Annotated in this window: 12 protein-coding genes; 6 read left to right on the top strand and 6 right to left on the bottom strand. The window is 68.5% G+C overall.

The annotated features are described in order from the left end of the window. Nucleotides 1-107 precede the first annotated feature (107 nt). Both nrdI and nrdE read left to right on the top strand, forming a co-directional pair. Nucleotides 108-605 carry a class Ib ribonucleoside-diphosphate reductase assembly flavoprotein NrdI gene (gene nrdI / locus C6V83_RS14595; RefSeq protein ID WP_105943985.1) on the top strand — a complete coding sequence of 166 codons (498 nt, stop codon included), beginning with the start codon at nt 108-110 and terminating at the stop codon, nt 603-605. A gap of 61 nt (nt 606-666) precedes the next feature. Beyond that, a complete protein-coding gene (gene nrdE / locus C6V83_RS14590; protein ID WP_234353758.1) occupies nt 667-2,910 on the top strand; it encodes a class 1b ribonucleoside-diphosphate reductase subunit alpha in 2,244 nt (747 codons plus the stop codon). A gap of 76 nt (nt 2,911-2,986) precedes the next feature. On the opposite strand, the gene C6V83_RS14585 is transcribed toward nrdE, so the two are convergent. Next, a complete protein-coding gene (locus tag C6V83_RS14585) occupies nt 2,987-3,475 on the bottom strand; it encodes a DUF6790 family protein (RefSeq protein ID WP_105942996.1) in 489 nt (162 codons plus the stop codon). 258 nt (nt 3,476-3,733) lie between these two features. Here C6V83_RS14585 and C6V83_RS14580 point away from each other — a divergent pair, with 258 nt between their 5' ends. Next, nucleotides 3,734-5,782, top strand: a complete 2,049-nt coding sequence (locus C6V83_RS14580; protein ID WP_105942995.1) for a PhoX family protein — start codon at nt 3,734-3,736, stop codon at nt 5,780-5,782. 93 nt (nt 5,783-5,875) lie between these two features. On the opposite strand, the gene C6V83_RS14575 is transcribed toward C6V83_RS14580, so the two are convergent. Together C6V83_RS14575 and C6V83_RS14570 are read right to left on the bottom strand one after the other, a co-directional pair. Further along, nucleotides 5,876-6,505 carry an LON peptidase substrate-binding domain-containing protein gene (locus C6V83_RS14575; RefSeq protein WP_105942994.1) on the bottom strand — a complete coding sequence of 210 codons (630 nt, stop codon included), beginning with the start codon at nt 6,503-6,505 and terminating at the stop codon, nt 5,876-5,878. Between the two features lie 55 nt (nt 6,506-6,560). Then, nucleotides 6,561-7,412 carry a CPBP family intramembrane glutamic endopeptidase gene (locus C6V83_RS14570; protein ID WP_234353757.1) on the bottom strand — a complete coding sequence of 284 codons (852 nt, stop codon included), beginning with the start codon at nt 7,410-7,412 and terminating at the stop codon, nt 6,561-6,563. Nucleotides 7,413-7,628: 216 nt separating this feature from the next. Between C6V83_RS14570 and nrdF the strand changes: the two genes are divergently transcribed. The 3 genes from nrdF to C6V83_RS14555 all read left to right on the top strand — a co-directional run bounded on the left by nrdF (nt 7,629) and on the right by C6V83_RS14555 (nt 10,814). Continuing rightward, entirely contained in the window at nt 7,629-8,630 is a 1,002-nt protein-coding gene (gene nrdF, locus C6V83_RS14565) for a class 1b ribonucleoside-diphosphate reductase subunit beta (RefSeq protein WP_105942993.1), read from the top strand. 154 nt (nt 8,631-8,784) lie between these two features. Next, complete coding sequence (locus C6V83_RS14560) at nt 8,785-9,282, top strand: PH domain-containing protein (protein WP_105942992.1); 498 nt, start codon at nt 8,785-8,787, stop codon at nt 9,280-9,282. Then, entirely contained in the window at nt 9,279-10,814 is a 1,536-nt protein-coding gene (locus tag C6V83_RS14555; protein WP_105942991.1) for a PH domain-containing protein, read from the top strand. Before C6V83_RS14560 ends, C6V83_RS14555 begins: the two co-directional genes overlap by 4 nt. A 41-nt stretch (nt 10,815-10,855) precedes the next feature. Here the strand turns inward: C6V83_RS14555 and C6V83_RS14550 are convergent, their stop codons facing one another. The 3 genes from C6V83_RS14550 to C6V83_RS14540 form a co-directional block, all read right to left on the bottom strand. After that, entirely contained in the window at nt 10,856-11,560 is a 705-nt protein-coding gene (locus C6V83_RS14550) for a DUF4873 domain-containing protein (RefSeq protein ID WP_105943983.1), read from the bottom strand. Continuing rightward, the gene (locus C6V83_RS14545; protein WP_105942990.1) at nt 11,557-12,501 is read right to left on the bottom strand and encodes an AurF N-oxygenase family protein; all 945 of its coding nucleotides are present in this window, start codon (nt 12,499-12,501) and stop codon (nt 11,557-11,559) included. The genes C6V83_RS14550 and C6V83_RS14545 overlap by 4 nt, the downstream gene beginning before the upstream one ends. A gap of 131 nt (nt 12,502-12,632) precedes the next feature. Then, nucleotides 12,633-13,541, bottom strand: a complete 909-nt coding sequence (locus C6V83_RS14540) for a hypothetical protein (RefSeq protein WP_325027358.1) — start codon at nt 13,539-13,541, stop codon at nt 12,633-12,635. Between the last annotated feature and the right edge of the window lie 11 nt (nt 13,542-13,552).

The following is a 13,552-nucleotide window of genomic DNA, read 5'->3' as shown; positions in this document are numbered from 1 at the left end:
TCGTCGTCGTGGCAGTCGTGACCGGGACCGGTGGTCGGTCGGCGGAGCTCCTGGGCCCGTCCGGCGGCGCCGTGTCGGATTGGCCCGCTCACGACGTTCCCGGCGCCGTGTCGGATCGGCCCGCTCACGACGTTCCCGGCGCCGGGGCCCACGAGGGCCTGCCGCAGATCGTCTACTTCTCGTCGGTGTCGGAGAACACCCACCGCTTCGTCCAGAAGCTGGGGGCGCCGGCTCAGCGCATCCCGCTGATCGACCGCGACGGCCTGTTCCGGGTGGACCGGCCGTACGTGCTGATCAGCCCCACGTACGGGGGCGGGAAGATCTCCGATCTCGGTGCGGTGCAGGCGCACGCCGGCGGGGGATACGTCCCGAAGCAGGTCATCCGCTTCCTCAACAACGAGCACAACCGCTCCCTGATCCGCGGGGTGATCGCGGCCGGCAACACGAACTTCGGTGAAGAGTTCTGCCTGGCCGGCGAGATCATCGCCCGCAAGTGCCAGGTGCCCTACCTGTACCGCTTCGAGCTGATGGGCACCGAGCACGACGTCGACCGTGTCCGTTCCGGCCTCGCCGAGTTCGCCGCCGGTCCCGCATTTCGCCGCTGAGCAGCCGCGCTCACACTTTTTCGTCAGTCCTCTTTCATCAGCTCGATCCGCAGGAGTTCCCTTGTCGCCCACCGCAGTTCCCGTGTCAGAAGTTCCCGCCGACAGCACCGTCTCGGCGAGCGTCTCGGGCGTGCACGCCGGACCGGCCGGTCACGATCCGGGTGAGCTCGACTTCCACGCGCTCAACGCGATGCTCAACCTGTACGACGCGGACGGGAAGATCCAGTTCGACAAGGACCGCGAGGCGGCGCGGCAGTACTTCCTGCAGCACGTCAACCAGAACACGGTCTTCTTCCACGACCTCGACGAGAAGCTCGATTACCTGATCAAGGAGAACTACTACGAGCCCGAGGTCCTCGACCAGTACGACCGTGAGTTCGTCAAGCTGCTCTTCGGCCACGCCTACGGCAAGAAGTTCCGCTTCCCGACCTTCCTGGGGGCGTTCAAGTACTACACCAGCTACACGCTGAAGACCTTCGACGGCAAGCGTTACCTGGAGCGTTTCGAGGACCGCGTCTGCATGGTGGCGCTGACCCTGGCCGCCGGCGACACCGCGCTGGCCCGCAACCTGGTCGACGAGATCATCGACGGTCGCTTCCAGCCGGCTACCCCGACCTTCCTGAACTCGGGCAAGAAGCAGCGCGGTGAGCCGGTTTCGTGCTTCCTCCTGCGCATCGAGGACAACATGGAGTCCATCGGGCGGTCGATCAACTCGGCGCTGCAGCTGTCCAAGCGCGGAGGCGGCGTCGCCCTGCTGCTGTCGAACGTCCGCGAGCACGGAGCCCCGATCAAGAAGATCGAGAACCAGAGCTCGGGCGTCATCCCGATCATGAAGCTGCTCGAGGACTCGTTCAGCTACGCCAACCAGCTCGGTGCCCGCCAGGGTGCCGGCGCGGTGTACCTGCACGCCCACCACCCGGACATCTACCGGTTCCTGGACACCAAGCGGGAGAACGCGGACGAGAAGATCCGCATCAAGACGCTGAGCCTGGGCGTGGTGATCCCCGACATCACCTTCGAACTGGCCAAGAACAACGACGACATGTACCTGTTCAGCCCGTACGACGTCGAGCGCATCTACGGGGTGCCGTTCGCCGACGTCAATGTGAGCGACAAGTACCACGAGATGGTCGAGGACGGGCGGATCCGCAAGTCCAAGATCAACGCGCGCGAGTTCTTCCAGACCCTCGCGGAGCTGCAGTTCGAGTCGGGCTACCCGTACATCATGTTCGAGGACACGGTGAACCGGGCGAACCCGGTCGCGGGCAAGATCACCCACTCCAACCTGTGCTCGGAGATCCTGCAGGTCTCCACGCCGTCGACCTTCAACGACGACCTCTCGTACTCGCACGTCGGCAAGGACATCTCCTGCAACCTGGGGTCGATGAACATCGCCCAGGCGATGGACTCCCCGGACCTGGGGCACACCATCGAAACCGCGATCCGTGGCCTCACCGCCGTCGCCGACCAGACGTCCATCGATTCGGTGCCGTCGATCCGTCGCGCGAACGAGGAGGGGCACGCGATCGGGCTGGGGCAGATGAACTTGCACGGCTACCTGGCCCGCGAGCGCATCTTCTACGGCAGTGAGGAGGGCATCGACTTCACCAACATGTACTTTTACACGGTGCTGTACCACGCCCTTCGCGCGTCCAACAAGCTCGCGAAGGAGAAGGGGCGCCCGTTCGCCGGCTTCGAGGACAGCAAGTACGCCAGTGGCGAGTTCTTCGACAAGTACATCGATCAGGTGTGGGAGCCGGCCACCGAGCGGGTGCGCGAGCTGTTCGCCAACGCCGGGAGCAAGGACGAGGGCCTGTTCGCCAATCAGGGCATCGCGATCCCGACCCAGGACGACTGGCGCGACCTGAAGGCCGCCGTGCAGCGCGACGGCATCTACAACCAGAACCTGCAGGCGGTGCCGCCGACCGGTTCGATCAGCTACATCAACCACTCGACCAGCTCGATCCACCCGGTCGCGGCGAAGATCGAGATCCGCAAGGAAGGCAAGATCGGCCGCGTCTACTACCCGGCGCCGTACCTGACCAACGACAACCTGGAGTACTACCAGGACGCGTACGAGATCGGCTACGAGAAGATCATCGACACCTACGCCGCGGCGACGCAGCACGTCGATCAGGGCCTGAGTCTGACCCTGTTCTTCAAGGACACCGCCTCCACTCGCGACGTCAACCGTGCGCAGATCTACGCCTGGCGCAAGGGAATCAAGACGCTCTACTACATCCGCCTGCGTCAGATGGCGCTCGAGGGTACTGAGGTGGATGGTTGCGTCAGCTGCATGTTGTGACCTCTCGCTGATCGAGCGAAGTCGAGATCCCCACCGCAAACCCAGCACTCGCGAGTGCTGGGTTTGCGGTTTCGCGCTATTCGCGGCGGGAGCGGAGTCCGGCGGCGAGCAGGGCGCCGAGCAGGATGACGAGCGCGAAGATGTCGGTGCCCGCGGCGAAGGCGCGATCGGTGGTGAACGCGCCGCCGTCGACGAGGTGCCGGATCCCGGCGAGCCCCAGGAACACGGCGCCGGCGAGAGCGGCGGGTGCCGTCCAGGACCGCAGCCGGAGACTGAGCACGCCGATCAGACCGATCGCGATGTTCGAGTAGCCGAGTTCGGAGATGAACGGCAGCACTGTGGGATCGGTGGTGTTGAAGATCGATTCCGCGGTGAACTCCGGGCGGAACGCCTGCGTGAGGCCGGCGATCAGCAGGCGCACACCGGCGATCCAGAAGGTGAACCACCGCAGGACGAGGCCGAGGAGGTCGGGATCCTCGCCGCGTCGACGTCGCACGGCGTGCTCGATGACGATCGAGACGACCGGGAAGACGAAGAAGCAGCCGATGAGGAATCCCGTGTACATATACCCATGCTAGGGACCCGGCGCCCTCACCACGGCGAAAGCTGCAGATGGGACGTACTGCTCGGTAGGCATCCGGGATTCGATGAGCCCACAGGGATGCGAAATACCGCCCGAATCACCCGCGCGTCGTTCCCCGCTCGCCCGGTGTTCGGATTGCGTTCACGACGGCGTCGGCGCGGATTGACCCGTTCTCCCTAGCGTTCCCGGTGCAACGGCCCGCAGCCCAGGGCCGTCCCGATCCCGTGGAGGCCTCTTCTCGTGCGCATACCCCTGCAACTGTTCACCTCCGTCGGCACCGCGGCCGGTCGTTCGGCGCGGTCGCGGATGACCTGCCGGTACAAGTGCGGTGAAGCGTGCTGGCACGAGCCCGGCAACACCAGCGGGAACGAGTACTTCCGCGACGTCGCGCGGACCGCGCTGTCGCGCCGCACCGTCCTGCGAGGCTCACTCGCCGGGGCGGTGGCGGTCGGTGCGGGCTCGGTGCTCGCCGCCTGTGGGGACGACACCCCCGTGAGCGAGACCGGCTCGTCGGGCCCGCTGGAGGGGATGCGGTTCGACGTCGTCGCCCCCAACACCGAGGACGCACTGAAGATTCCGGACGGCTATCGCCAGCAGGTGGTGATCCGCTGGGGTGATCCGGTGCTCCCAGGCGCCCCGGAGTTCGACTTCGAGAATCAGACACCCGAAGCGCAGGCGCTCCAGTTCGGCTACAACAACGACTTCGCAGGCCTGATCCCCGTCGTCGGAGAGCCCGACCACTTCTACCTGGTGGTCAATCAGGAGTACACCACCGAGGAACTCATGTTCCGCGGATACCGGGAGAAGGATCCCACCGAGCAGCAGGCGCGGGTCGCGATGGCCGCGCACGGGATCACGGTGCTGGAAGTGACCGGCGGCGACGCCGACGGATCACTGACACCGGTTGTGGGGCATCGCAACCGACGGATCACCGCGTCCACGCCGTTCCGGCTGACCGGCCCGGCCGCCGGCAGCGAGCTGGTACGCACGTCGGCCGATCCCGACGGGCGCACCGTCCTGGGCACCATCGCCAACTGCTCGGGCGGCATCACGCCGTGGGGCACCATGCTGTCCGGCGAGGAGAACTACAACAACTACTTCATGAACGCGAGCGCCGTCACCGAGGCGCCGGCGGCAGATCGGCTGGCGCGCTACGGGTTCGAGGACGACGCCGACTACCACCAGTGGGGTCGCTTCGAGAAGCGCTTCGACCTCGCTTCCGAGCCCAACGAGGCGAACCGCTTCGGGTACGTCGTCGAGGTGGATCCGCACGATCCGAAGTCGGTGCCGCTCAAGCACTCTGCGCTCGGCCGCCTCAAGCACGAGTCGGCGAACATCCACGTGGTGCCGGACGGTCCGGCCGCCGGCACGGTGGTCGCGTACACCGGTGACGACGAGCGCTTCGAGTACATCTACAAGTTCGTCTCCAGCCGGAAGATCCGCGAGGGCGACTCCGCCGAGGCCCGGCGCGAGAACATGCGGATCCTCTCCGAGGGCACCCTGTACGTCGCTTCGTTCACCAGCGACAAGCCGACGACGGTCACCGATGCGGCCGGCTCAGGACGGTGGCACAAGCTGCTGACCGTCGACGCCGACGGCGCGGCGACGTCGCACATCAAGGGCATGACTCCGGCCGAGGTCGCGGTGTTCACGCGGCTCGCCGCCGACAAGGCCGGCGCCACCAAGATGGACCGTCCCGAGGACATCGAACCGCACCCGACCACGGGCAAGGTGTACTGCGCGCTCACCAACAACGACAAGCGCGGCACCGACGGCAAGCCCGGCGCCGACGCGGCCAACCCGCGCAACGAGAACAAGAACGGCCAGATCCTGGAGATCGACGACGATCACACCGGCGAGCAGTTCACCTGGGACCTGCTCCTGGTGTGCGGTGACCCGGCGGCCGCCGACACCTACTACGGCGGTTTCGACAAGAAGCAGGTCAGCCCGATCTCGTGCCCGGACAATGTCGCCTTCGATCCGCACGGCAACCTGTGGATCTCCACCGACGGCAACGCCCTCGAGAGCAACGACGGGCTGTTCGCGGTCGCCCTCGACGGTCCCCGCCGGGGCGAGACCAAGCAGTTCCTCACCGTCCCGCGCGGCGCGGAGACCTGCGGGCCGATCATCACAGACAAGCGCGTGGTGGTGTGCGTGCAGCATCCCGGCGAGGACGACGACGCCACCGTCGAGAAGCCGTTCTCGCACTGGCCGGACGGCGGCGACGCGCAGCCGCGGCCCTCGGTGGTCGCGGTCTGGAAGGACGGCGACGGCGCCATCGGGATGTGACCTGCCGGACGCCTGCACCGGCACCGAGAATCCGAAACCCTCGTCTCGGACCGGAGCGCGCCCGGCGTCGGCGATCGAGTCGCCGGCCCGGGCCTACCGGTCCAGGCGGTCGCGCAGGATCGGGAGGACGTCGTCGACCGCACGGATCATCGCGTCCAGGCGCTCGCGGGCGCCGTGCGCGGACAGGATCGCGTAGCGATCGGCGGCGCCCAGCGGCAGGGTCGCCGCGGTGCGGAACGTGTACTCGGTCGGTGGCAGATCGTCCGGAGCGCCGAGCGTCACCGGGGGACGGCCGCTGCGCGCGGACACTTCGTCGTACAACGCTTGCGCCTCGACGAGCACCGACGTGAACGGGATGCGGGCCAGCGCCCACTCGTCGCGGCCGATCGGGTCGTCAGGCCAGAGTTCGACGTCGGCGCGCGGGTACGGGGAGTCCTCGAGCCAGGCCGTCACCCGCAGCCGGTCGGTGCCGCGGCAGGCCAGCTGGATCTGGTCGTTCACCCGCACCCGGTGCCCGATCAGTTGCGCGACGGTCCCGACGTCGCAACGCTCGTCGCCGCCGCCCACTTCGCTGCCGCGGGAGATCAGCACGACGCCGAAACGGCCGTCGCCGGCGAGGACGTCGGCCACCAGCGAGCGGTAGCGCGGCTCGAAGACGTTCAGAGTCAGCGGTTCGCCGGGCAGCAGCGGGTGTTCGAGCGGGAACATCGGCAGCACCGTCATGCCATCAGCATGCGCCCGCGGGTCGCTGACCGGCGGCGACACGCCGTGCCGAGAGTCAGCCGATCTGCCAGGAGAGCGCCGACGCGATCGCGCCCGCGCCGTTGGCCGCCCAGTGCAGAGCGATCCCGGGCAGCAGGCTGCCGGTGCGGACGCGGAGCCAGCCGAACACCACTCCGGCCGCACCGGTGAACACGACGGCCCCGAGGATGCCGAGCGCGACCCCGGCCGGGCCGTTGCCGACCGCGCCGGCGATGCCGCGGTTGCCTTCCGACAGGCCCAGCGAGGTCACCACGTGCCACAGGCCGAACAGCAGTGCCTGGACGCCGATCGCGGCGGCCTCGGAGTGCCGGCGCAGCAGCGCTCCGAGCAGCACGCCCCGGAACAGGAGCTCTTCGGGGATCACGGTCAGCACCGGGATCAGCACCAGTGCCGAGACTAGCGCCGGACCGAGTTCCCGGTAGGCGTCGTTGTGGAAGAACTCGCGGACCGGGGGGACCGCGAGACCGATCGCGATCACCGCGACCGTCCCGGCGACGACCCACGACGAGTACCGGAGTCCTCGCGCTCGGGTGGCCCGGGAGAGCCCGAGGTCGTCGAGCGTCAGGCCCGAGCCCAGGGCGAGCATGGCGGCGACCAGTGCGACCGCCGCCATCAGCCAGCGAGTCGACGCACCGTGGGTGAAGTGCACGGCGAGTTCGGCGCCGAACATCACCACCACCAGGCCCAGCAGCGAGAGGTAGTACCGGACGCGACGCCGCACCAGCGGGGGCCCGGACCGGCCCGTGGCGACGCCGAGTAAGTCGCTGCGCCACCGGCCGGAACGGGCTCGGGCCCACCAGCGCGGGCGTTCGTGCCTCGACGACAGCCCGCGCCGGGGCACGGGCAGCGGGAGGCTCTTGCGCCGCATCTCGTCTCACCGTCGTCGTCGTACGGAGCCCCAAGTCTAGGGCGCGACGGCGACACGCCCGGAACGCTTCCCGAAATGACCGACCGTCGGGGCAGTTGGCACAGCATCTTGTGGTCGGCACCGGCGTGAAGCGCTAAGTCTTGTGCATGCGGGAGGGGTTACGCTTGGGTGGTCTCGTACGGGATCGAACGTCTCACTCGCAACCACAGGGGTCTCATGTCTGCGTCTGCTCACAGTCCTGCCGAAGGTGCGCCGATCAAGCTGGTCGACCGCGTCAGCGCCATCAACTGGAACCGCGTTCCGGACGAGAAGGACGCGGAAGTCTGGGATCGGTTGACCGGCAATTTCTGGCTGCCCGAGAAGGTGCCGGTGTCCAACGACATCCCGTCGTGGGGCACCCTCACCGACGTCGAGAAGCAGCTGACCATGCGCGTCTTCACCGGTCTGACTCTGCTCGACACCATCCAGGGCACCGTCGGCGCGGTCTCGCTGATCCCCGACGCCACCACCCCGCACGAGGAGGCGGTGCTCACCAACATCGCGTTCATGGAGTCGGTGCACGCCAAGAGCTACAGCTCCATCTTCTCAACGCTGTGCTCCACCAAGGAGATCGACGAGGCCTTCCGCTGGTCGGAGGAGAACGAGTACCTCCAGCGCAAGGCGCACATCGTCATGGACTATTACCGCGGCGACGACCCCCTCAAGCGCAAGGTCGCCTCCACGCTGCTGGAGTCGTTCCTCTTCTATTCGGGCTTCTATCTGCCGATGTACTGGAGCTCGCGCGCCAAGCTCACCAACACCGCCGATCTGATCCGCCTGATCATCCGCGACGAGGCCGTGCACGGCTACTACATCGGGTACAAGTACCAGCGCGGACTGGAGGTGCAGACGCCGGAGCGTCGCGCCGAGCTGAAGGACTACACCTTCGAGCTCCTGTACGACCTGTACGACAACGAGTCCGACTACACCGAGGCCCTGTACGACGAGGTCGGGCTGACTGAGGACGTCAAGAAGTTCCTGAAGTACAACGCGAACAAGGCCCTGATGAACCTGGGCTACGAGGCGATGTTCCCCAAGGACGAGACCGGCGTGAACCCGGCCATCCTGTCGGCGCTCTCGCCGAACGCGGACGAGAACCACGACTTCTTCTCTGGCTCGGGCAGCTCGTACGTGATCGGCAAGGCCGTCAACACCGAAGACGAGGACTGGGACTTCTGACGCGGGCGCGGTTGCGCCCCGGGAAACTCGTTCCGCCCTATGGCTCCGGTATAGGGCGGAACGGAAAAGCTGGGGCGGAACTGCCCGGGCTGGTGCGGGCTTCGGCGACGACGGGCCACGAGGCTCCGCCGGACCGGTTCCCTAAGGTGGGGCCATGACCGCATATCCCGTCGACTACCTCGACCCGCGTTCGACGGCGCTGACGCCGATGTCGCCGCGCTACCGCTCCGCTGAGCTGCTGTCCGCCGCGGTCTCGGGTTCGCTCCCGCTGATCGCGGCGCTGGTGTGCGCGGCGGTGTTCGCCAAGTGGTGGATCTTGCTGATCGCCGCGGGGTGCCTCGCGTTTCTGCTCCTGGTCCTGTGGATCTCGGTGCGCCGCGCCGACGCGCATCGGTACGCCGAACTCGCCGACGACCTCGTGGTCGCGAGCGGCATCCTGTGGCGCTCGGTGACCGTGGTGCCCTACGGGCGGATCCAGTTCGTCGACCTGGAGGAGGGGCCGCTGCTGCGGCTGTTCGGCCTGGCGACGCTGAAACTCCACACGGCCAGCGCCACGTCGGACGCGGTGATCTACGGGCTGTCCCGCGATGACGCGCAGGCCCTGCGCGCCCGGCTGTCGGAGGCCGCCCGTATCCGGATGGAAGGCCTGTGACCGCATCCGGGACGTACCTGGGCGCGGGCCGCCAGCGTGTCCACCCGTTGACCCCGGTGCTCAAGGCATGGAAGGGACTGACGGCGCTGATCGTCGTCCTCGTCGTCAATTTCGGCACGGGCGTCGTGACCGGCGCCGCCGCGGTGGCGGGCGCTGCGGGCGATACGCCGCTGGTGACGGTCGCGCTCGGTTCGGCGGGAGTGGTCGTGCTGATCGTGCTGGTCGGGGCGGTGAGCATGTGGAGCTGGAGCAAGCGGTTCTTCGAGCTCGACGCCGAGGAGCTCCGGATCGGCCACGGAATCCTGTTCCGGCAGCGCCGGACCGCCCGGTACGACCGCGTGCAGTCGGTCGACATCCGGCAACCGCTGATCCCGCGTCTGCTCGGCCTCGGCGAACTCACGGTGGAGACCGCCGGCGGCGCGGACTCTGCGCTGGTGATCTCGTACCTGAAGGTGCCCGAACTGGAACGTCTCCGGGCCGAGATCCTGGCGGCGACCCGGACACGGCCGGTCCCCGGGGGCGCGGCCGCGCCTCGCCCGGCTCCGGGTCGCGCTCCGTCCGGACTCTCCGCGTCCGAACTCTCCGCGTCCGAACTCTCCGCGCCCGGACCCGCAGCATCCGGTCCCACTGCATCCGGTCCCACTGCATCCGGTCCCGCTGTTGCGGAACCCCCTGCGCCCGGGCGTGTGGCTCCGGGGATGCCGTACCCGATGCCCGACGCCGAGCCCGGTCGGATCCTGGCCGGGCCGGTTCCGGCCCGGATGCTGTTCGGGATGATTGCGCTCTCGTTCGGGTTCGGTGCGCTCACGGTGATCGCCGGCGCCGCCGTCGCCTGGTTCGCCGGGGGTGGGGTGGTCGGTGCGGTGATCGCCCTGGGCGGTCTGTTCGGGCTGATCTGGGTGCCGCTGGACCGGTTCTGGCGGCAGACGCTCACGTTGAACGAGGAGAGCCGGCGGCTGAAGATCACCGCCGGACTGGCGTCGACCCGCAAGCAGACCGTGCCCCTGCACCGCATTCACGCGCTCCGGGTGCGTCGTCCGTTCCTCTGGCGCGGGCCGGGTTGGGCCGAACTCAACTCGTCGATCGCCGGTTACGGCGCGTCCGACGAGCAGTCGGGCGACACGGTGCTGGTGGCCGTCGGGACGGATGCGTCCGTCGAGGCGAACGCGGCTACGGTGCTCGACCGGATCGGCGCCGCCGACCGCACCCCGATCCGGCACTGGCGCTCTCCCGAGCGGGCCAAGTGGCTCTCGCCGATCGATTGGAGTCGGCAGAGCGTGTCACTGTCGCAGGCGGGGATCTCCGCGACCTGGGGACGACTGAGCGAGAAGGCATCCGTGGTGCCGTGGCGACACGTCCAGGGCGCGGCACTCACGCAAGGTCCGCTGCAGCGCCGACTGGGCATCGCCCACGTGCAGGCCGCGGTAGTCGCGGGTCCGGCGCAGGTGGTGGCACGCGATCTGGCCGTCGATGACGCGCGCGCCCTGCTCGCCGAGATCCTCGAAGATCGGCGGGCGGGCCGCCTCCGCTGACCGGACGGAGGATTCGCCTTCCGCTTGTTGCGGAATCCGTACTAAACGGAAGACAAATTCTCCGAAGCGGCCCACGGGGGAGTGCCCACCCCGGTCATCCGGACCGTTCCCCACTGGGTCAGTTCGGCGAGCTTGGCGGCCACCGGCTCGGCGTCGCCGATTCGGACTCGCGCCCGGGATTTGCCGTCGCCCTTGAGCTCTGCGGCACGGTCGCTGTAGAGCATGCCGGCCCAGTGGAAATGGCCGTCGTTGCCGTCGACGTGCCCGCGGGCGCGGAGCCGGGCGTCGATCTCCTCGTCGCCGACGGTCACCACCACGTCGCCGTCGAAGACCTCGGCCTCGACGGACTCCTCGGTGATCCAGTCGTAGTGGTTCGGATCGAAACGGTGCTGCCGGTCGGCGAGCCGGGACAGCGCCCGCCGCACGTGCGAGCGGAATCCGAGCACGGGCTGGTCGGCGTGGTCCTGAACGGGCGGCCGGACGCGAACCCCGTGGGCGCCGGCGAGGTGGGCCTCGGTCAGTGCGGCGACGAGGTAGTCGACGGTGTCCGTGGTGCAGAAGAAGGTGTCGGGGACCTGCGCGGCGGCCACTCCGAGATGGTTCGGGGTCGGGGCCGGATCGCCGGTCACGATCAGATCGGCCTCGGCCGGGTCGGCGACGACCTCGAAGGGCAGCGGTGACCGGTCGAGGGCGTGCCGGAGCCGATCGAGGGCGGGCGAGGCTCCGGTCAGCGCGACGGCGGTCACTTCAGGAACCCCGAACGGCGCCACATGCGGGTCGCCATCGGTCCCATTAGTCCGTTCTGCTTGAGAAAGGTCGACAGGGGAGCGAAGGAGGCGACCTGCACGGCGTTGAAGTGGGGGTTCTTGCGGGCGATCGCCGCAGCCTCCCGCGGATCCCTCAGGCCCGCGCGCGCGTACATCTCCGGGTTGGTGAACAGTCTGCGGAACACCGGGCCGGCCAGGCCGTGCAGGTTGGCCGACACGAAGGTCTCCCAGTTCGAGCGGATCGGCGCGCGGCGCACGATGCCGTCCCGCGCGAAGCCGATGTGCCGGGCCTCCTCGGTGACGTGGATCTGCATCAGTCGAGCCACCATCGGCTGCAGTTCGGGATCGTCCTTGATCTCACGCTGGATGGCGTCGAACAGCTCTTCGCCGACGAGCGTGATGACCCACATCATGGTCCCGCGCATCAGCAGCGGCAGCACGTGCATCGCGCCGCGCTGCCAGCGGCGCATGGCGTAGGCGCGCGTGCCGGAACGCTCGATGGCCTTGCCGAACATCGTCATGTGGCGGCACTCGTCACCCATCTCGGTGAGCGAGTAATGCGTGGTCGCCGCGGCCGGGTCCTCGCGCATCAGGCGGATCAGCAGGGCCCGGTTGAGCAGGTTCTCGAACCAGATGCCGACCGACAGGATGTTGGCCATCTCCTGCCGGGAGAGCTCGATCCGCTGCTCGTCGGTCATCTGCTCCCAGAGTTCGGTCCCGTACAGCGTCACCACCTTCGGCGGCAGGAAGTACTTGCCGTCGACCAGCGGGGCGTCGTAGTCGACGTCGATGATCGGGTCGTACGACCGGTTCGACGACCCCTTGAGCAGGCGGCGGGCCACTGCGGTGCGCCCCGCGCGGATGTCCTCCCAGCTCTGCTTCTTCTCGGCGGTTACCGGTGCGGATTCTGTCGTAGTCATCTCGCCGTACGACCTTTCGTGTCGGGCCTGCGGCACCCAATCGTGCCATTACTCAATGTAACCATTAATCGATGGCAACGTCGAGACCCCCGCGTGAGCAGTGTCGGGTCGGTGTCAGGTCAGCCGCGTCGTCATCGGAGGTCGCGGAGGGCCGCGTAGAGCTCGGCGAGGTCGTCGAGGGCCTCGGCGAGCTGGGTGGCACCCGCTCCTGAAGCGCGCAGCGCCTGACGGAGCACGCCGGCGTCGAGGTCGGTCAGCGCGTCGGTGCGGGGGACCGTGGGCGGGGCGGGGAGGCGGGCACGGTCGGCATAGAACGTTTCGGCGAGCTCGCCGGGCTCGGCGGGCGACGGGGGTCTCGACTCCGCTCGACCATCGAGGGAGACTCGACCGTCGAGGTCGGCTCGACCGTCGAGGGAGGCTCGACCGTCGGGGTCGGCTCGACCGTCGAGGTCGGATCGACCGCCCGCGGAGTGTCGGCCTCCCGCGGAGTCTCGACCGTTGCTGGGCGACCGGTGAGCGGAACGGTCCTCCGCCAGTGCGAGGAGATCGGGGAGATCGGTACCCATCACGCGCAGCAGCGTGGTCGGCTGCTTGTCGATCTGCGCGGCCACCTCGAACGCGGTGGCCAGCACGTGGATGCAGCGCGGGGCCTGATCCGGGCAGGTGCACGACGACGCCACGTCGGCGGACTCGGTGGGGGCGACTAGCTCACCGAGCGCGCCCGGCTGTTCGCCGCGCGCCAGGGCGAGCAGCGCATCGACGTTGCCGCCGGCCCGCAGCAGTTCCACGACGGTCGCCGGGTCCACCGTGCGCGGCCGCAGGATCACCTCGAACGGATCGAGCTGACTGCCGCGGACCGCGGCGGTGATCTGCCCGGGCGCGATCGCCAACCCCTCCACGTGGTGCTCGCGGAAGTAGTGCCGCGCCCCGGTCAGATGCCGGTGGTCGGCGCCCGACTCGACGACGGCGACGAAGGCACGGCCCCACGCAGTGAGGCCGTAACCCCGGACCGGAGGCCGAGATTGCTTGCGCCGCGCCACTATCGGCTCCC

The organism is Gordonia iterans (genome assembly GCF_002993285.1).
GTDB lineage: Bacteria > Actinomycetota > Actinomycetes > Mycobacteriales > Mycobacteriaceae > Gordonia > Gordonia iterans.
The sequence above is the reverse complement of the archived record's forward strand: the minus strand, read 5'-3'. Positions and strand labels throughout refer to the sequence as shown.

Coding starts and splice junctions, on each gene's coding strand:
- C6V83_RS14575 (WP_105942994.1), bottom strand. CDS start 6,505: ATGACGGTGCTGCCGATGTTCCCGCTCGAACACCCGCTGCTGCCCGGC.
- C6V83_RS14585 (WP_105942996.1), bottom strand. CDS start 3,475: ATGTACACGGGATTCCTCATCGGCTGCTTCTTCGTCTTCCCGGTCGTC.
- C6V83_RS14560 (WP_105942992.1), top strand. CDS start 8,785: ATGACCGCATATCCCGTCGACTACCTCGACCCGCGTTCGACGGCGCTG.
- C6V83_RS14545 (WP_105942990.1), bottom strand. CDS start 12,501: ATGACTACGACAGAATCCGCACCGGTAACCGCCGAGAAGAAGCAGAGC.
- nrdF (WP_105942993.1), top strand. CDS start 7,629: ATGTCTGCGTCTGCTCACAGTCCTGCCGAAGGTGCGCCGATCAAGCTG.
- C6V83_RS14570 (WP_234353757.1), bottom strand. CDS start 7,412: ATGCGGCGCAAGAGCCTCCCGCTGCCCGTGCCCCGGCGCGGGCTGTCG.